The 18,797-nt window shown below is 37.0% G+C and carries 17 protein-coding genes; all 17 read right to left on the minus strand.

All coding sequences use genetic code 11. The annotated features are described in order from the left end of the window. Positions 1-69: 69 nt before the first annotated feature. The gene (locus SLP02_RS16785) at positions 70-1,059 is read right to left on the minus strand and encodes a glycosyltransferase family 8 protein (protein ID WP_319421892.1); all 990 of its coding nucleotides are present in this window, start codon (positions 1,057-1,059) and stop codon (positions 70-72) included. Positions 1,060-1,254: 195 nt separating this feature from the next. After that, on the minus strand, positions 1,255-2,313 hold the full coding sequence (locus SLP02_RS16790; RefSeq protein WP_319421893.1) for a glycosyltransferase family 8 protein: 1,059 nt from the start codon (positions 2,311-2,313) through the stop codon (positions 1,255-1,257). Between the two features lie 83 nt (positions 2,314-2,396). After that, the gene (locus SLP02_RS16795; RefSeq protein ID WP_319421894.1) at positions 2,397-3,434 is read right to left on the minus strand and encodes a glycosyltransferase; all 1,038 of its coding nucleotides are present in this window, start codon (positions 3,432-3,434) and stop codon (positions 2,397-2,399) included. 124 nt (positions 3,435-3,558) lie between these two features. Further along, positions 3,559-4,893, minus strand: coding sequence for a polysaccharide pyruvyl transferase family protein (locus SLP02_RS16800; protein ID WP_319421896.1), 1,335 nt, complete (start codon positions 4,891-4,893; stop codon positions 3,559-3,561). A 263-nt stretch (positions 4,894-5,156) separates the two neighbouring features. Beyond that, a complete protein-coding gene (locus SLP02_RS16805; RefSeq protein WP_319421897.1) occupies positions 5,157-6,731 on the minus strand; it encodes a DUF6298 domain-containing protein in 1,575 nt (524 codons plus the stop codon). 53 nt (positions 6,732-6,784) lie between these two features. Beyond that, positions 6,785-7,432, minus strand: coding sequence for a PIG-L deacetylase family protein (locus SLP02_RS16810; RefSeq protein ID WP_319421899.1), 648 nt, complete (start codon positions 7,430-7,432; stop codon positions 6,785-6,787). A 51-nt stretch (positions 7,433-7,483) separates the two neighbouring features. Then, the gene (locus SLP02_RS16815; RefSeq protein ID WP_319421900.1) at positions 7,484-7,792 is read right to left on the minus strand and encodes a hypothetical protein; all 309 of its coding nucleotides are present in this window, start codon (positions 7,790-7,792) and stop codon (positions 7,484-7,486) included. A gap of 81 nt (positions 7,793-7,873) precedes the next feature. Further along, positions 7,874-8,260, minus strand: coding sequence for a hypothetical protein (locus SLP02_RS16820; RefSeq protein WP_319421901.1), 387 nt, complete (start codon positions 8,258-8,260; stop codon positions 7,874-7,876). A 76-nt stretch (positions 8,261-8,336) separates the two neighbouring features. Further along, entirely contained in the window at positions 8,337-9,200 is an 864-nt protein-coding gene (locus tag SLP02_RS16825) for a glucose-1-phosphate cytidylyltransferase (RefSeq protein ID WP_319421902.1), read from the minus strand. A 23-nt stretch (positions 9,201-9,223) separates the two neighbouring features. After that, a complete protein-coding gene (locus tag SLP02_RS16830) occupies positions 9,224-10,558 on the minus strand; it encodes a glutamate-1-semialdehyde 2,1-aminomutase (RefSeq protein ID WP_319421903.1) in 1,335 nt (444 codons plus the stop codon). Between the two features lie 8 nt (positions 10,559-10,566). Beyond that, positions 10,567-11,829: a DUF4910 domain-containing protein gene (locus SLP02_RS16835; protein WP_413467394.1), complete on the minus strand. Its 1,263-nt coding sequence runs from the start codon at positions 11,827-11,829 to the stop codon at positions 10,567-10,569. Positions 11,830-11,902: 73 nt separating this feature from the next. Then, positions 11,903-12,445, minus strand: coding sequence for a dTDP-4-dehydrorhamnose 3,5-epimerase (rfbC, locus tag SLP02_RS16840; protein ID WP_413467221.1), 543 nt, complete (start codon positions 12,443-12,445; stop codon positions 11,903-11,905). 2 nt (positions 12,446-12,447) lie between these two features. Then, positions 12,448-13,722 carry a class I SAM-dependent methyltransferase gene (locus SLP02_RS16845; protein WP_319421906.1) on the minus strand — a complete coding sequence of 425 codons (1,275 nt, stop codon included), beginning with the start codon at positions 13,720-13,722 and terminating at the stop codon, positions 12,448-12,450. Positions 13,723-13,949: 227 nt separating this feature from the next. Further along, positions 13,950-15,074 carry a glycosyltransferase family 4 protein gene (locus SLP02_RS16850; RefSeq protein WP_319421907.1) on the minus strand — a complete coding sequence of 375 codons (1,125 nt, stop codon included), beginning with the start codon at positions 15,072-15,074 and terminating at the stop codon, positions 13,950-13,952. A 5-nt stretch (positions 15,075-15,079) separates the two neighbouring features. Next, the gene (locus tag SLP02_RS16855; RefSeq protein WP_319421908.1) at positions 15,080-15,970 is read right to left on the minus strand and encodes a phytanoyl-CoA dioxygenase family protein; all 891 of its coding nucleotides are present in this window, start codon (positions 15,968-15,970) and stop codon (positions 15,080-15,082) included. 70 nt (positions 15,971-16,040) lie between these two features. Next, positions 16,041-17,264 (minus strand): glycosyltransferase family 4 protein, encoded by a 1,224-nt coding sequence (locus SLP02_RS16860; protein ID WP_319421909.1) that lies wholly within the window; start codon positions 17,262-17,264, stop codon positions 16,041-16,043. Positions 17,265-17,294: 30 nt separating this feature from the next. Next, a complete protein-coding gene (locus SLP02_RS16865; protein ID WP_319421910.1) occupies positions 17,295-18,437 on the minus strand; it encodes a glycosyltransferase family 4 protein in 1,143 nt (380 codons plus the stop codon). Positions 18,438-18,797: the final 360 nt, after the last annotated feature.

The following is an 18,797-nucleotide window of genomic DNA, read 5'->3' on the forward strand; positions in this document are numbered from 1 at the left end:
TATTGCTGATTAGTAACGATCTAAAGGAACGCACGAAGAGTTTTAAATTTGAGATATGGATATGGCTTCTCACAATTTAGCAATTAACCAGAACCAGAATCGCCTTCTGAAAGTAAATCTCCAACCTGACCAGGCTGTCATATCTACATATTCAAAGAAGTACTGTTTGAGTAGAGTATGACGAGATGTCCAGGGTTTTGCAGCTGATACGTAGTGGATAATATAAGGATCGCGAATTAAACTGTTGTAGATTTCTTCTGAGAAAGGGCTTTCTTGCCAAGATAAATAGCCATAAACGCTAATAGGTGACATATTCCATCTGGGATCTAGTTCCTGCCATTTACCTATAAAGAGTGCATTTAAAACATCTTGGTCATACCAACCAAGATGTTTTATATTTTGAGCGAAGTACTTTATAGCTTTATCGCTAAGTCTATCTTCTCGCCACTTTTTGAGATTGATAACGAGTACTCCTGCATTGAAATATTTAGCATTTGACTCAATTCCAAGCTCCTGATAGTTTAACTTTCCAGTAGAACTTGATACATAAGGTATCCATGTATCCTGCGCTGCTAATAAATAATTATTGCCTATGTTAGTTTGCCATAGCTCTCCTAAGTTCCCTTTTACAACTAAATCACAATCTAGATAGATAGCTTTTTCAAATTTACTAGACAAGAGTTCGGGAATGATTAACCTATAAAATGAAGCAATTGAAACATAACTAGCTTTTATTTTTTTTTCGTCTAATTGTGTCGATTTGTGTGCTTCTTCAATATCTCTCAGCAAAGAATTAGATATCGATACAAACTCAACTTCACACTTTTCTAAATTCAAAGATTTAAGCAGCTTCTGTTTGTTGGGGTTTGTAATGCCTCCATCAATAACAAAGAAGCTTATTTTGAAGTTACCTTTAAGGTTTTCAGTTGCAGAACGCATCGTTACGGCTAGGGGCATAGCATAATTGTTATCGGCAGCACAAACAACGATAATAGGATCGTTTTCGCTTTTTATAAAGGGTTCTAGTTTTTTTCCAGAGCTTAAATTTCTAATATGCATAACATTTTGTATATTGCAGTAATTTATAAGTGTTCAAAACTTTAATTGCTTTCCAGTAATAATTAAAGATTTGCTCAAGTTAATTATTCATACCAGGGTAAGCGCAAGAAAAAAATGGTCAAAATATGCTGGTAGAGAAAAACTACAATTCACAAAGCACAATTGTCGTCAGTGCAAGGTAATTCTCAATATTATTTAAAGTAATATGGTCTTGTTGATTCTTGCGCTTACCCTGTTATTCATACGAGCTTTAATTATAGATACAGCCTTTCGGAATTTATAAACCAATTTCTGCCAAAGTTCCTGCCAAAAGGTAAATCGCCAGCCTGACCATGAAGTCATATCTACATAGTGAAAGAAATGTTCTTTTAATGGAACATCGCGAGAATTCCAAGGCTTTTCACCTGAAATGAAATGAATGATATAAAAATCGTTGTGAATGAGATTGTTGTAGACATGCTCTTGATATGGACTCTCTTTCCAAGAAGAGTATTCATAAATCCGAGAAGTAGCATTCCAGCGAGGATCAAGCTCGCCCCATTGACCCGTAAATAATGCATTCAAAATATCCTGATCGCCATAAATCATATGTTCTTTATTATGGTTAAGATAATCAATAGCCCTAGCAGAAACTTTTTCAGCTCGCCATTTTTCAACATTGATTACAAGAACACCCGAATTAAAGTATTTAGCATCAGAAGCAATGCCTAGCTCTTGATAGTTTAAAAGCCCATTATGAGCAGATACAGAGTGTACCCATGTATCTTGTGCTGCAAATACGTAATTTTCCCCTAAATCGATTTGCCAAAGCTGACTTAAATCTTCTTTCACTATTAAATCGCAATCCAGGTAAATTGCCTTTTTAGCCTGGTCAGGCAAGAGTTCGGCAATAAACAGTCTATAATACTGTGCAATAGAAATATAATTTTTGGCTTGACCTTCTGTTACAGTGTATCTGTATGCTTCCTCAAGACTTTTGGCAAAATTATCAGGTTTAGGGATAAATTGGACTTCACAGTTGTCTATACTCAGCGTTTTTAATATCCTCCGCTTATTTCTCTTCTTAATTCCTCCATCAATAATAAATAGAAGAATTTTCCAATTTTTTTTAAGATTTGCAAGTGCAGAACGAACTGTTACTGCTAATGGCATAGCATATTTGTCATCAGCCGCACAAACTACGACTATGGGTTCACTCTCAATTTTTAGAAAAGGTTCTTCTTTTCCTTTGTAGCTCAAATTTTCAATGTGCATATTTTTTATATTCTAGTGATTTATAGATTTTTACAACCTTTATTGCTTTTTAACGTATTAAGGTTAATCTTGGCGATAAATTTTTAATTGTTAATAGTTTTTCTTGAAAACAAATCTTTAGGAGAAAACTCTTTAAATGTTTGCAGATAGTAGTTTAATAGTGCAATTAAATAAAATTTGATATTTCCCAGTTTGGGATTTAACTTTAAAGCCCAGACAGCATGAACCAAACTACCATAGGGATATTTATTACGCAATTTTTCTGAGTAAAGTCTTGCTAAGTCTGAAAGGTCAAAGTATTTACCATAGTTTAATTCACGCTGTACTTCAACTGGTAGGCGATCAAAGCAAAAGTTTAGAGTCAGCAATGCTTGTTTTATAGCATTTCCAGTGATTATAGACGTATTCATATCGCTATCTTCATGAATCCGATAGTAACTGTATGGTGTAATTGTCGATACGGCTTGACCATAAGCAGTAGCACGAAAATACATTTCCCAATCGTCGCAAGGATAATACTTTTCACTGTAACCACCAATATTCTCGTAAACAGTTCTGGGAATGACAACGGAAGGGGCTTGAATTAGGCATTTTGAAGCCATTTTCTTCAGAAAATCCCGAACGACACCTTCTTCGGTGGTTATTGGATCGCTCCATCCAAACTTACAACCGTTCTCATCAATATAATCAACTGGACCAGTCAGTAAGGTAGAGTCGGGGAAACGCTCGATCAAATCCTCATATTTTGAGTAAAAACCAGGCAAAACAAGATCGTCGTCATGCAAGATGTGTATCCACCTCCCGACTGAACGAGCAATACAAGTATTTGAGTTTTTAACAGGACCAACGTTCTTATCTTGTCGATAGAAGGCTACTCGTCCTTTTCCGATTGCTGCAACCAAAGATTCTAGATCGCTTTGAGTGGAGCAATTATCAATAACTTCAATCTGCATATGTTCCAACCCAGGATCTTGAGCCAAAACACTTTCGAGAGTTTGAGTAAGACAATCTTGCTTAGAATTGTATGTGGGAATCATTACTGACCAAAAAGGTCGAGCTACGCCTTCTGGAATAGGAGAAAACTGGGGATAGTCATTTTGTTTGTAGTTTGCTGTTTTCATGACGCATATGAATGTTTGACTTGTTTAAAACAATTATTTATTTTTTAAGATTTGGAGTTAGTATATAATCAAAAATTTTCTTCGACTATATAAAATAAATTGCGTTATTTCTCGATTGATGTTTTCAAGTTATGACATTTTTAAATAGATATTCATATTGCTGATTTAGGTCGATTTTGTATTCCTGAGTCCGTTTGTAAAGCTGTTGTTTGACACTTTCATAATTTGCCTGTAAATCGACAAATTTTCTCTTTAAAACCTCAACTTCAAAGTCATCGATACCAAGACAATATTCTGACTGTCCTGTATCTTTCATAAGCATATCTATTTTAGGATGATAAGAAATAGCGATAGTTGGCTTACAACTCAGCAATGGCAATAAAACTCCATGAAATCGTGATGCTACTACCATATTTATGGTAGATAGATGTAAGATCAGCTCGTCAACTGAATTGATTGGCTCTTCAATAATTTGCTCTTTAGAATAGGAGACACCATTACTTTCCAGCATATTTTTTAACTGTTTTATTGCTGGGATGTCTTGTCCAATACAACCTGGGTAAAAACTAACTCTATATTTTTTTTCTAAAAGCCAAGATGTAAAAATAAATAGTTTATTCAAGTAGTTCATATGGGATAGCTCATCATACCCTTTGCTAGGGTCAAAAGGAGGCATAGGATTTATTCCGACTATAGGCTGACCGGTGCTTTGGTGGGAGGACTTAAAATATTTTCCAAGCTGAAGACTATGGGCAAGATCGGGATAAACAGGATCGTCTTTCTTAAATCCAACTACTCTTTCTATGTACTTTTTTGAATCTTCATCTCTATATGAGCGATAAAATGCTTTTGACAGCGCATTCTTGATAAAGTATTTGCTTAAATTGGATTTAATCGGACCTGCTCCTACGCTTACAAATGCAAGCTTTACTCGGCGAAGTCGTGCCAAACTAGCCCAAAGAAACAGTGTGTAAGGATGTGCTCTTGCTCCCCCCCAATAGTCATCAAGCTGTCCGCCACCTGAAATAATTAAGATGTCTAATAACCCTACATTTTTATAAGCCTTAATAACAGCAAAAAACTCGAATACTAATGCCCAAAGAAACAATATAGGGCGCAAGAATACTCTAAGTAGTGGATTATCAACATTCATCAACTTGCAGTAAAACTTGTATAACTTAAGGCTAAGGTAGTTTGGGTTTCTTCCCAATTTCCACTCGTCAGTTTCAGCAATTCTACTAATTGGAAAACTTGGAATATTAAATCTCTTTTCTGTATCTTCTGGATGGAGTGAAAATCCGTATATTTTTGCTTCGGGATGAAACTTACGTAAATTTTGAATCATGGCTTGCTGAGTTGCAAGATCTCCCAGGTTGGTAGCACCAAAACTATCAAATATGCCAATACTTAATGTTTTGCTTAATTTCTCAGACTCTTTCATGTTTTTAAATTCCTTCATGTAAAATTTTGAGTTTTGGAAATTTTTTTGGTAAACATCATATATTTAGTTTGACCAAGCTTTATTTTCTTTGCAGTTTTGTAGATTTCAAAGTAATAATTATTCCAATTAGTTTGCGTATGATGGTAGAGCGATTTAAAACACATATTACTCGTAAAGGAGATTCGCTAATCTCCTTTACATAATCGTATATTTTTTACATAACTATATCAGGTTGCGTATTTGAAAACTTCTTCTCAAACTTCTTCTTATTGTTACTTTATCTAACTACTTTTAAGGTATAGAATTGCATCACCTTCAAAAGGAGCAATAAATGAACGATTATCACCACCCTTCGTTGTAATTCCTGTTGTTATCAAACCGTTGTCAGGATTTAACCATTCTCCTGTTATCTCTCCTTGAACAGCGGAAAAGTCTACCGTGACTTTTCCGCCTGATGGTACATATACTAGATATTCTGCATGGCTATTGACTAGGTTTGCCAAACAGTAGCCACTAGAAGCTAAATCAGGATAAGGCTTCATTGCTGATAGATTCATTCGATTGGCATAAGTTAAGGTATAACCAAGATTTTTACGAAGGCTAACCCAAGTTGAATCTTTAGGATTAGAATCAACAGCACCTTGACCGTAAGCAGCCCCATTGTAGACATCCATAAAAATTGGATTTTCTCCTCTGAGAAAACTTTGCCAGACCCAAGAGCGATCGCCACAAATGCCACAGAGATGATCGGTATCTGCCAAAATTACTTTACTACCATCGGCTACAGGTCGATTATTAACATCTCCTAATGGAGATATCCAATCTGCCGGACTATCAAATAGCATGGAGTTATCCCCACCAGGAAATTCGGCTGTCATTCCCACAGGATGTTGCTTGGGTTTGCTATGCTCATAGTTTTTAATGTAGTCAATCAGGTGATACTGCCAGTCATGTGAACCTGCTTGACTTTCATTGCTGATTTCATATAGTACGTTGTCAAAATCGTTAACTGTGTCGATAACCCTGCGAATATAAGCCTCCTGTATAGTTGTAATTTTTGAAATTGCTAAGGTATGAGTTTCTTCACCGCTGTTATCATGATTTAAATCCCCATTAATTGCGTTGATGTTATTTGCTGCATTGAAAGGGTGACTTCTCCAAGGATTATTTTTATTTAAACCGCCTTTTTCTTTACTAACGCTCCACCCATCAAATAACATTACCGAGACATAAAATCCCTGGGATGCTGCTTCAGCAACTCTATCTCGCAATCGGTCGAAATAGGCTTGGTTATATTTAGTTAAGTCATACTTTGGCTTTCCATCATTAGCGAAACCAAAATCTGTTCGTAGGTAGGGGGATGGCTCGATCCAGTAATTATTATCAGTAGTTTCTAAAGTCCATCGTGATTGTTCCCACGTCCACAACCGAAAGAAGTTGTGGTTGTTAGCCTCTAGAAAATTGAGATGGGCTGGGTAATCAAATTTAGGCGGTGGGTCAGAATTTCCTGCATCTTGTAGATTCGTCCAAGTATGAGAACCTGTCAAGTAAACTATCTTACCAGTACTACTATCTACAAAGTAACGTGGATTATCAATACTAACTTGTAAAGGTCCTGTAGCTAAATTAGAGCGAAGTTTTGGTAACTGTGATGTCTTGGTTTCCCGATCGACGGCAACAGTTTCTCCAGGGTTGAGATCCCATCTAATAAATTTTTCCACTCTTTGTGCGACTTGCGATAATTTATGGGGAATGCGAGGGGCTTTTTGGATGAAAATTGGCAGACACACTACCGCGATCGCTAAAATAAAAATAAGAATATATTTTCGATATTTTGTACTGATACTCTCAGCCACGATTACCTTCCAATAACATTTAAACGGTCGGTTTTCTTTAAATTCAAATACATTTAAAATAATATTTTATGGCAATAAAAACCTTCAGCATATTGTTCGGTAGCATTCGATTCAATACCTCTTATTCTTAAAATTGAAGTAAAGGTTTCTTCGGTAAACCACTGTTTATTACTTTGAGTTTGAAAGTGAGCCATAAGATGTTGAATTTTTTTTTGACAGATAGATTTGCTCAAGTGAACGAATAAATTAGGCGAACTAAAATCGCCATCGTATTTAGGAATTTCATATTCCCAAATTAAATGATCTCGAAAAGTATTTCTGGTTAATTCCGAAATCAAACGATGGTCTTGATGCAAATCTTGTCGGTAATGAGTCAAAATTAAATTAGGATTTACTTCGTGTTTGAGTTGTTCAAAATAAAGTTTTATTTCCGCTCCAATATACGGAAAAAAACCATCCTTAAATCCTTTAACAACAATTTTTGACCGATTAGCGGCAGAACCAAGAAAATTTTTAGCACTTTCAAATGCTTCTTTTTCCCTTTCTCCTGTTGCACCAAAGATAACCCAAAAAATACTCAAATCGGGATACATTTCTATTAGTTTTAAGATAGTACCACCACAGCCAATTTCGATGTCATCACTATGAGCGCCAAGACATAAAACTTGTTGGAATGAATTGTCAAAATTGAGTTTAAGCATTTTAGAGTAATTTATAAAATTGTTGAGTAACAAGCAAGCCAAAAAACTCTTTTATCTAATCTCGCGATTAAAATTACTTTTTACGAAACGCCATACACTAAGTTTTCCAGGCTTCATCGGAACAAAAAAACTACCGACAAAAGCACAATCTCGCCTACTTAGCAAGTCGAGCGCCAACTGTTTTGACATCAAGCAAGGGTAATGTTGGTAACCAGCACCTGCGATAAACCAATTTTTAAGCATAACATCGTTAAGACAGCCTTCTGTTACCATGTCAAAGACAATTTTTCCATCCGTTCGCACCATCCGTGCCATCTCTTCAAAGTAGCGGCACATGACCAGTGAAGGCTGTCCTGGCATGACTTTGTGAGCGTGAACGAGGTCAATTGAGTTTGAAGGAGTAGAGGCAAGCGACTTGCCATCTGTCGAATGAGCGATGACTTAATAGGTTTGCTCTAGATATTTTTCCCATTTACTTGCCGTTTCGTAGATTTCATAGTATGTAAGAGTACAAATATTGACGATCTTTTCCAGATAGCGTCCCGATTTAGGGCCAATTTCGCAGATGCGATCGACTTTCCCTTCAAATACTCCTAGTGCGCTCATCTGGTCAATAGTATCTTGAGTTGCACCAGGCTTATTGTGTTTGGCATCAATGTAATCCCCAACCGATAAATCTGCTTCTTTCGCGCCTGCAATCGTTTCCTCAAAAGGAATATAATCTCTATATTCTGTGTAAGGTTGACTTAATCGTGTTATTTTAAAATCTAGCGATTTGAGAAAAACATTAATACTCTTGCCGATAGTGGTTTTAAGGCTTTTATTCATAACTTATTCAGCTCCGCTTGCCCTAATTTATAATTGCTGCGATTTTCTAAAGATAGATTGAGATTAAATCGCGCGATTAATTTCTCAACCCTACAGAAGAAGAACCATTAGGAGTAGTGTAAAAACTTGGAGGCGATAATAACCTATTATCTTTTTGAGCTTTAGAACGATCCCAAACAGCCCAAGGCATTTGTCCTTTGGTGTACATTTGGTCGAAGATCATTTTTTCTTTGAGAGTATCCATACACGCCCAGAAACCTGGATTTCTATAGCCAATGAGTTCTTTTTTAGCGATCAAGCGTTGAAAAGGTTCTACAACCAACTCCTCTCCAGGTTCGATATAGTCAAAAATTTCTTTTTTAAAGACAAAAAAGCCGCCATTGATCCATAAATCGGATTTGCTCACAGGTTCAATCTTTTCTACTATAGCCTCATCTTCTAAGGACACAACGTGAAAAGATTGGGAAGGCTGTACGCACAAGAAACTGGCTGTTTTATTAGCTCTGTAAAAGCGATCGAGGTATAGATTGAGATCTAGATCGCTAAGTCCATCGCCATAGTTAGCCATGAATACTTCTTCACCTTCTAAGTAGGGCTTCACCGCCAACAATCTCTGCCCGATATTATTTTGCAATCCCGTATCGATAAAGGAAATTCGCCAATCTTCCATGTCGTTATCGTAAAGATGTACGGTTCTGCCACCATTTGAGAGAACAAAGTTATTTGATAGACATTCGTTGTAATTGAGAAAATAGTTTTTGATATAGTCACCCCGATAACCGAGACACAAAATAAAGTCTTTGTGTCCAAAATGAGCGTAATAACGCATCAAATGCCAAATCATCGGTCTGTAGCCTATCTCTACCATAGGTTTGGGAACAGTTTGAGAATGCTCTCTCAAACGCGTTCCAAAACCACCACAAAATAGAACGACTTTCATATAATTCTCCTAATTATTAGTTATTAATTGAATTTCCGAAACACTGGTTGCACTGTTCGTCCGACCAAATATTTTTCTACACCTTCTTCTAGTGCCTGATGATAAACATCTAAGGCTTCGGCAATTGCTTCTATGGTTCTTTGAATATCTTCGTCTCGATGAGAAAAACTTACGACCAAAGAAGGCGCAATGATGCCTCGTTTGATAATCTCCTGTAGGAACAAAGTCCGAAACGCTTGCGATCGCTCTTTATCGCCATCTTTAGTTACATAAATTAGATTACAGGGTTTACCAGCAACGCTAAAATATTCTTCTAGTTGCCGAGTGGCGATCACCTGATTGATTCCCTCAATTAATTTTTTTCCTTGGCGATCAAGATATTCGACTACATTTTCTTCTTGATATATTCTCATTACTTCCATAGCTGCTGCTAGTGAATGAGTTTCTGCCCCAAAAGTGGTAGAAAGAAGAAAAACTCGTTCGCGATCATGCTGTATTCCTCCTAATTCCATAATTTCCCTTTTACCTGCTAAAGCGGCAATGGAAAAACCGTTGCCCATTCCTTTACCAAAGGTAGAAAGATCGGGAACGATCTGATGTACCTTCTGTGCGCCTCCAAGATCCCAACGAAATCCAGTAATGATTTCATCGAGGATAAATAAAGCACCGTTTTCATGGCAAATTCTTTTGGCTTCGTGAAGAAAATTATGGGTGGGAGTTATGAGTGTTTCCGCTTCCATAATCAGACAGGCAAAACGATTGGGATATTTGGTAAAGAGTGCTTTAATACTCTCTAAATCGTTATATTTAAACTTGACAGTCAAATTTTGAATTGCTTCTGGGATACCTGCATTCATGTCTCTAGAGCCAATAAACCAATCATCGGTAGAAAAGAAAGGATGATCGGCGCAAACGGCTACCATATCTTTGCCTGTATAGGCACGAGCTAGTTTTATGGCTGCTGTGGTCGCATCAGAACCATTTTTGGCAAATTTGACCATTTCTGCTCCCTCAATTAGACTGAGGAACTGCTCTGCACACTCTATTTCTATGGGTGCGGGGCGAGTAAAGTTGATCCCCAAAAGCATTTGTCTGTAGGCAGCTTTTACTACAGATTCGTAACCATGCCCCAAGGTAACCGCCCGCAAACCCATGCCATACTCAATATATTCGTTATCGTCAACATCCCATACATGGCAGCCTTTTCCTTTGACTAGAAATCCTGGTGCTAATTCGGGATACTGATCGTCACCTTTGGCATAGGTATGTGCGCCACCAGGAATAAGCTGATGACTTTTCTGTTTTAGCTCTTCGGAACGGCTAAAATTACTGATGTATTTTTCTTTTTGATTTATCATTATCATTTTTAGTTGATGGTTAATTCCAATAAACCGCCTTTGAATAAAGCATTGGCAGCATCTCGAATCACTGAAAATTCCAATCTGGAGCGATCGCTTATATCTAAAAGACTATGATTGCCATCCGCTAAATTCAGCACCCACAAAGTTGCCATTTCTTTAGTTTTTTTATTTTGTGTGCCGCCAAAAGTGCCATACAGTCCTCGTTTCCCTAATTGAGGTTCGCATTTAGGATTGGTATTGAGATATTTTCGATTGTTTTCTAAAATATCGACTACTGCTAAATACTTTTCCAAGGAGTCTGCTAATTTATCGGCTCGAACAAAGTCTAAATTATCTGCTGAGGTATGATACTCAGGATATTGACCAAAGGGAGTTCTAGTTAAACTACCTACTGCCAAATTAAATCCAGGTGAGCAAAATTGACGCTCATCATAGCCGTAAGGAGAAAAATCATTTATTTGATAATCTTGTCCAGAATGTTGCAAAACATGAATAACTGCCTTATCTATTTCGGCATTGCCACGACGACTTTTTTTGTAATTTAATTTTCCCAAATCTCCTAATCCAGCCGCGATCAAACCATGTTTGATTTGAGAGGTTTTGCTTTCGTTTAAGCTCAGCCAGGTAATCGAACCAATTGTGCCAGGAATAAATAGAAAGCGATAGGAATATCTCAAAGATAGAGAACTGAGATGTTTGGCTAAGAAAGTTACTATAGAAATTCCCGATAAATTGTCATTACATAGAGAAGGATGGCAGATATGACAGGAAAATAATACTTCTTCCTTGCTTTCTCCTGGTAGATAATACTCTCCGTAGGTTAAGTGTCCTGGTTCTAGTGAAGAATCTATGTAGACTTCGTATTCACCATCTTCTAGTGCCTCCAGTTGACGATGAGTTAAGCAAAATCCCCAATTTTCACTGTAATATGAAGTCCGATAGGGTATCCAGTCGGGATGTTCTGGCAGCGAAAAAAGATGTTTTTTTAACTCTGATAGAGGCATCTTTTTCTGAATGGGAATGCTGTAGTTGAGCAGGTGTAAATTCGATTTTTGAAAATCAATAACCTTTTCCCCTTTGGCATTTTTCACATAAGCATCCTTAATGTTCCACTCTTTAGGAACTGTCCAGTCGAACACTTTTGTACCCGTCGGTACTTGGTTAATTTTTAAGGGAATATTTTGCTGTAGAATTGCTAGGGTTTTTCTCACTCCATCGCCAGTAATACTTCGGCAAATGAGGTACAAATCTGAGATTAACTGGTACATTGTCGTACCTGATTGAGAAGCAACGATTTTGGAATCGACGCTCAGATTGTTTTTCTCAGTCGGCTCTGTGGTTCTAGGTAAATCGTTCTGCTGTATAGTCTTCATATTCTCGATCTCTTAAAGAAATTATGCTAACTTGCTCAGGCCAATTAATCTTGAAAGTGGAATCGTTCCAACGAAATCCTCTAGCGCATTCTGGAGCATAGAATTCTGACATCTGATAAAAGACTTCAGTATCATCTTTTAGAGTTTGAAAGCCGTGAGCGAATCCTTCAGGAACGTACAAAGCCTTGTGATTCTCTGCCGTCAGTTCGACTCCAATCCATTGCTGAAATGTTTCCGAATTAGAACGTAAATCGACGATGGCATCATAAATAGCTCCTTTGGTACAGCGCACTAATTTCGCTTCGGCATGAGGAGAAATCTGGAGATGCATTCCCCTAATAGTCCCCTTTTTTTTGTTGAAAGAAATATTGCACTGTACGAGGTTGGGATTGAGTCCGCGATCGCTAAATTCTTTTTCGCACCAAGTACGGGCAAAAAAGCCTCTTTCATCTTCAAATCTTTCTGGTTCGACGATATAAACATTTTTTAGCTTAGTTGGCATAAAACGCATTTTTAGGAATATACCCTCACTTCAGGAATAGGTACGACAAACTGTCCGTTCCAGTCGCGAATAAAGCTCATTTGTTCGATAATTTCATCTTTGAAGTTCCATGGCAAAATTAGGACATAATCGGGCTTGGTTTCCTGAATTTTGTCGGGATGGTAAATCGGAATATGAGTGCCTGGTAAAAATTTTCCTTGTTTGTAAGGATTGCGATCTACTGTATAGTCTAAAAAATCTGTACGGATGCCACAATAGTTGAGCAATGTATTACCTTTACCTGGTGCGCCATAACCGACAACGGTTTTTCCTTCTCGTTTGAGCTTAATTAAGAAATCTAAGAGTTTACGTTTCGTTTCTTTAACTTGTTCTGTAAAGTTTTGGTAACGTTCAAGAGAGGTAAACCCATCTTTTTCTTCGCGGTTTCTTAGCTCGATGCAGCGATCGCTTACTACTTTACTTGAGTCTTCTTGGTGACAAGCATAAATCCGCAGCGATCCTCCATGAGTTGGCAATTCTTCGACATCAAACAGGGTCATGCCATGAGCTGCAAATACTTTTTCAATGGTGATAAAGCTATGGTAACAGAAGTGTTCGTGATAAATCGTATCGAACTGATTTTCTGCCATTAAACGCATCAAATGCTGAAATTCACCCGTAGCTACTCCTTGCGGCTTAAGCAAAATTTTAATCCCCGCTACAAAGTCGTTTAAATCTGGAACGTGGGCTAAAACATTATTGGCAACAACTAAGTCGGCTTGCTTTCCTTGCCCAACTAGCTTGTTAGCACATTCTCGTCCAAAAAATTCAACAACGGTAGAAACATTTTTTTCCATTGCCACTTTAGCGATATTGGCAGCAGGTTCGACCCCAAGTACGGGAATATTTTTTTCAACAAAATATTGCAGTAAATAACCATCATTACTAGCAAGTTCTACAATCTGACTTTGCTCGTTAAAACCAAATCGCTTTACCATCAAATCCGTATAGGCTTTAGCGTGCTTTAACCAGGTATCTGCATAAGAAGAAAAGTAGGCATATTCCGTGAAAATATTCCCTGGACTGACGTAAGACTCTAATTGCACTAAGAAACAGTTATGACAAATGTGAACGTGGAGTGGATAAAAAGGTTCCATCTCGTTAATCTGTTCTGAACTTAAGTAGCTCTCGCACAGTGGAGACATACCTAGATCGACAAAAGTATGTCTTAATGAGGTTTTACAAAATCGGCAGGTAGCATTTGTAGTCGTGCCGCCAATCTCTATTGTTTTTGTTGTTTGAACCATATTATTCTAAAATACGTATATAAATTGAATAAATGAGTGAGTCATAGCTTATTTACTATGTTTTTTTACGATTAAATAAAAATAAATAAAAAGACAAAAATTAAAAGTAAAAATACATACAAATGTAATTGTACAACATAAATGTAATAATACAACTTTAATGTCTATTTGTAATTATCAAGCTGAATCATAGCCTGATAATACATTTGTTTTCATAAATAAAATTATTAAATTAATTGGGCATAAAAATCAACATACTGTTCGGCTATTTTTGATTTACTAAAACGATAATTATGCAAATCACAATCGGCACGAGATTGATTTAAAGTACTAGCGATCGCATTTGATAAATTTGATACAGAATCTCCTTCTAACTGAAAATATGTGCAATTATTAGCACCAATTTCACGAAAAACAGAAATGTCAGTACAAACCACTTTGGAAGCAAAATAAATAGCTTCGGCTAAGGGCAAACAAAATCCTTCAGTAGATGATGCAATAATAAACAGTTCGCAGTTTTGATATAGCCAAGTCAAGTTACTGTCGTTAATTGATGATTCTAATAATACTAATTCTTGTAAGGCAAAATAATCTATCAAACTATGGAGTTTTTCAGTTTCTGGCCCTGTAGCACCAATAATAATTAGTTTAGTTTGGGCTGTTATCTGATTACTGTTTCTGAGCTTGACATAGGCTTTAATCAGCAGATCTAAATTTTTGTTTTGTCGATGCTGTCCTACGCACAGTAAAAAAGACTCAGTATATTTTGAATCAATATTTGTAGGTATGGCTGGCGTAATTTGAGAAAAATCTACGCAATTGTAAATTACAGTCGTAAGTTTTTGCGAACTAATTTTCGGCAGGTATCGATTTAGATTTTTCAAAGTAATTTGCGAAACACAACTTAGACCACTGCTATTCTCAACACATTGCTTAAGAAACCAACGATTAAACCAGACATTGGGATAGCCAAAGTTTTCTGGACATTCGTAGGGATAAAAATCATGAATAGTAGTCACTACAGGACAGGAAAATAAAGATCGCCAAAAGGGAATCGGAAATGACAAATGAACCAAATCGGGACATAGTTGATTTGTTAGTTTGGCTAATCCCCAAACAAACCAAATATTTCGGGATAAAGAACTATTTTTAAGCTCGATGCTGACTAGATCGATCTTTGGTGAATCCAATACAAAAGATGTTTTAAAATAATTTAGTTGCCATGCTCCAATTACAAGCGTTACCTTATCTACTTCGTTGGTACTGGCAAGACACTGTGCCAAATTAACGGCGTGTCTGCAAACTCCTGTCGGCTTAATTGGTCTATGTAAGGCAGCAATCAAAACGTGCATGATAATTATCGGCTGCTAATTTTTTTCTGGATGCTACGCATTAGTTTTAAGAGAATGGGAGAATCATAAACTGAGGTTTTTAGTTTAAATTTAAAGTTGTTAAGTAAAGAGTAATCTGGTTGATTACGATAAAAATTTACGCCTTGATAGTTTTTGTAGGTAATATAATTTTTGGTCGTAAAAAGATTACCAAATTCATAAACAGAAGGAATATAATGGGCGGTAAGCGATTTCCTCGAAAAACTAGGATTTATAGTCGGTAAAGCACCATGAATAGTTTTCGAGTTCCAAAATAAAACATCTCCTTGATTTAGAGCAGGAGCAGTAATTTCATCTTTATGCTTTTCTGTATATTGGCTAATTCGTTGTAACCATTGACTGTGAGATAAATTAGCATCGTCGCTATGAAAATCGGGATTGTGATTAGACTTTGGTAAGACATAAAATCTACCTGCTCTTTCGTCAATATTCTCCAAAGCAATCCAAGCAGCAGTTAAGTTTCCGTTGGGAATAGAATCTAAATACCACCAGTCTTGATGGGATTGTGTCTCTGTATTTTTATCAAAAAGCATGGTTTGCATCAAATTAAAAGCATCAAACCCAGTTATTTGCTTGAGTGCATTTTGAATCGATTCATGACAATAAATTTCTTTAGCAAGGTTGCTAAACTTTGGATATTTTTGGTAATCATGAATATCTAAAAAAGACTGTTTGACGTGACCATATTCATTAAGCTGATTTGGTTCATATTTGTTAGTACTTTGTCGAAAAAAAGGTTGTTTAGAGGGGACTATTTGTTGAGCATAAAATTCTAATAATTGATTGATAAGTTGAGCAGGAATTAAATTGCGCAGGACAACATATCCGTGTTCTTGATAATAAATATTTGGTTGCATTTACTTAATGTCCTAAAAAGTTATATGTATTATATTCTCACAAGTCTTAGTTGCAGAAAATAAAATCTGATTATTGAATTACTATTTGTTCGTAAAGCTTTGCTAAAGAGCGTCCTTTTACTTCCCAAGAAAAGCATTCAAGAACTCTTTTACGTCCCGCTTCGCCTAGAGCGATCGCCAATTGTGGATTTTGCGATAGTTTAATCATAGCCTCCGCCAGATCTTCTACTGCTTGTTGGGGATTATCAGCAAGAATTTTAAAACCAGTTTGTTCGGTCACCTGAACTGCGGGTCCTCCTATATTTAAGCAGAGAACGGGTAAACCTGCTGCCATAGCTTCTAGACAAACTCCTGCTCCTGAATCGTGTAAGCTGGGGTGAACTAATGCCGTACATTTGCTTAATTGCAACAATGTCTCTTCTCGTGGTAATTCTTTCCAGAATTTTACTTGTCGAGCAATTCCTAAATTTTCAGCTAGTTGCTCTAGTTTGTTTATTTCTGGACCATCGCCAATGATCCAGTATTCACCATCAGTCAAATTTGCTCTAGCAAATGCTCGTAACCCCAAATAAAAACCTTTCCAATGCAGCAGTCTGCCAACAGAGAGAAATCTAATCTCAGAACTAGGTGCTGGAAGGTTTTTAGCCAATAAGGCAATTTCTTGACTAGACAAACCGATCGCTAGTTCGATATCCACTTTGGAAGCTTGCAAGTTACGAACTTTTGTAGCCGTATCCTCAGTAGTTGCTTTAGCCAGCACGCTACGTCTAGCAGTCATCCGTACAAAGGGATCGAGTTCAAAAAACCAACAGGCAAACAGGCGTGCGAGTTCGTGAATTTTATTGCTTAAACTAAAATCTTGCCAAAAAGCTTTTGGTGCAAATTCACCACCACCAACGGGTCCCCAGACAAAGGGAATGGGCAGCAAAGATAAAAAACTAGGTCTTGAATATTTAACAAAAGTGACATGATGTGCTAGGTCGAAGCCAATCTGACGGTGAAGATTACGCGCTACAAAATAAGCTTGAATTTGCCAGAGATAATAGTGAAGCTGCATCGAACCAAATTTCCATTTCCAACCCCCGCCCCAAATTGGCAGAGTAAAATAGACAAAATGCAATTTGAGATCTGGGTTACCAGCAAGCTCTGCTTCGATCGCTTCTTTTCCTTCATCAGGTCTAGTCAACACCCAAACATCGTGGTATTTAGCCACTGCCTGTGCCACATTCCAACCTACTCCTTGTTCTGAACCTTGTCCAGGTTGGCAAGAATATGCCGATATAAGAATTTTCATGAGTAATAGTTAATCTATATATAGATATAGTCAGAATAAAAGCTGCTCGTAGACAGAAGCTGTATTCTCAGCAGTTTGTTTCCAAGTAAATTGTTTTGCTCTTGCCAAACCTTTTTGTACTAGGTCTTGGCGATAATTATTATTTTGAAGCTGCAAGATTGACTCAGTTATGGCTTTTATATCCATAGGATCGAGGGAGATAGCTGCATCGCCAACTACTTCTGGCACAGAAGAAACATTGGAAGTAACTACGGGCGTTCCACAAGCCATCGCTTCTAAAATAGTTAGCCCAAATCCCTCGTATAGTGAAGGAGCTAACAATAAATCGGCAGCATTATATAATTCGACCAGAGTTTCTCGATCGGGATATCCGAAGCAAGTTATCTGTGATTCGAGTTGACGATCGCAGATATAAGCCTGTTGCTCGGCGGTAAAATTACTGCCAACTTTCCATAAACGAACGGGTAGTCCCTTTTGGATTAAAGTTTCTAAGACCTTTAAAATAGTAAAAATATTTTTACGTTGATGAGTTGAACCGACATTAAGCAAACAGATTTCCTCTGAGGATGTTGTGTGTTGATGTTTTTGCTTCCAGATGCGATCGCTTTTTATGACTCGAAATTGAGCATCAACTCCGTTAGGTATTGTCGTTATTTTGTCGCTACTGATATCTAACATAGATATAACATCTTTTTTTGTATTACTTGATACAGCAATAATACAGTCTGCTAATTTCATTCCCCCTACTGAATAACGCCAAGATGCCATACTCAAGGCTGGCAAACGAGATTGATCTTTCAAAATTTCAGGATAGACGTATTGAACTAAGTCATGACAAGTGATCGCAATGGGTTTACCTAGTTTGGTCAACCAACGAGCAATATGTCCATCTGTATGGTCGATGATGTGGAATAAGTCTACTTTTGTGCGGCTAACAGCCAGAGGATGTCGCCAAAAACGTTCGTAGTATTTCTGTACAGGATTGCCAGAATGCCATGAATCTTCAGGATCGCTACTCCAGGGTTGAGGCGCGACTTCTATAATCTCCCAATGGGGACGAATGGTTCTCAACCCAGCGATCAAATTATCAGCATAAACATCCATGCTCAAAGCGTTGCCTCTTTCTCTACGAGCGATCGCAATTCGCTTGACTAACTTTTTTTCTTGATGCAAAGATTTTTTCCTTAATTTTTTTTAAATGATGTTTTATACTGCTCACTAAAACTATCTATAATACTATTAGACATATTTATTATATAGAAATAGGTCAAGTGATACGATTGTCTTAAGTTTACTTCAAAATAAACCTCTATCCTAAAATACTTAATATGCAATGTTTAATTAATGTTTAATTTATGTTCATTTTTAGTAACAAAATGGAATGACAAGCCGCTCGGCAATTAACATATCATTATCAGCCCAAACACTCTATAAACAGAGTAATTGTTAATATATTTTCTGATAACTATTGTTTGGTTCTCAAACTTTTAGGGGCAGAATCTACTGCCAAAAAACTTTTAATAGCTAATGTTA

Source organism: Pleurocapsa sp. FMAR1 (assembly GCF_963665995.1).
Taxonomy (GTDB): Bacteria; Cyanobacteriota; Cyanobacteriia; order Cyanobacteriales; family Xenococcaceae; genus Waterburya.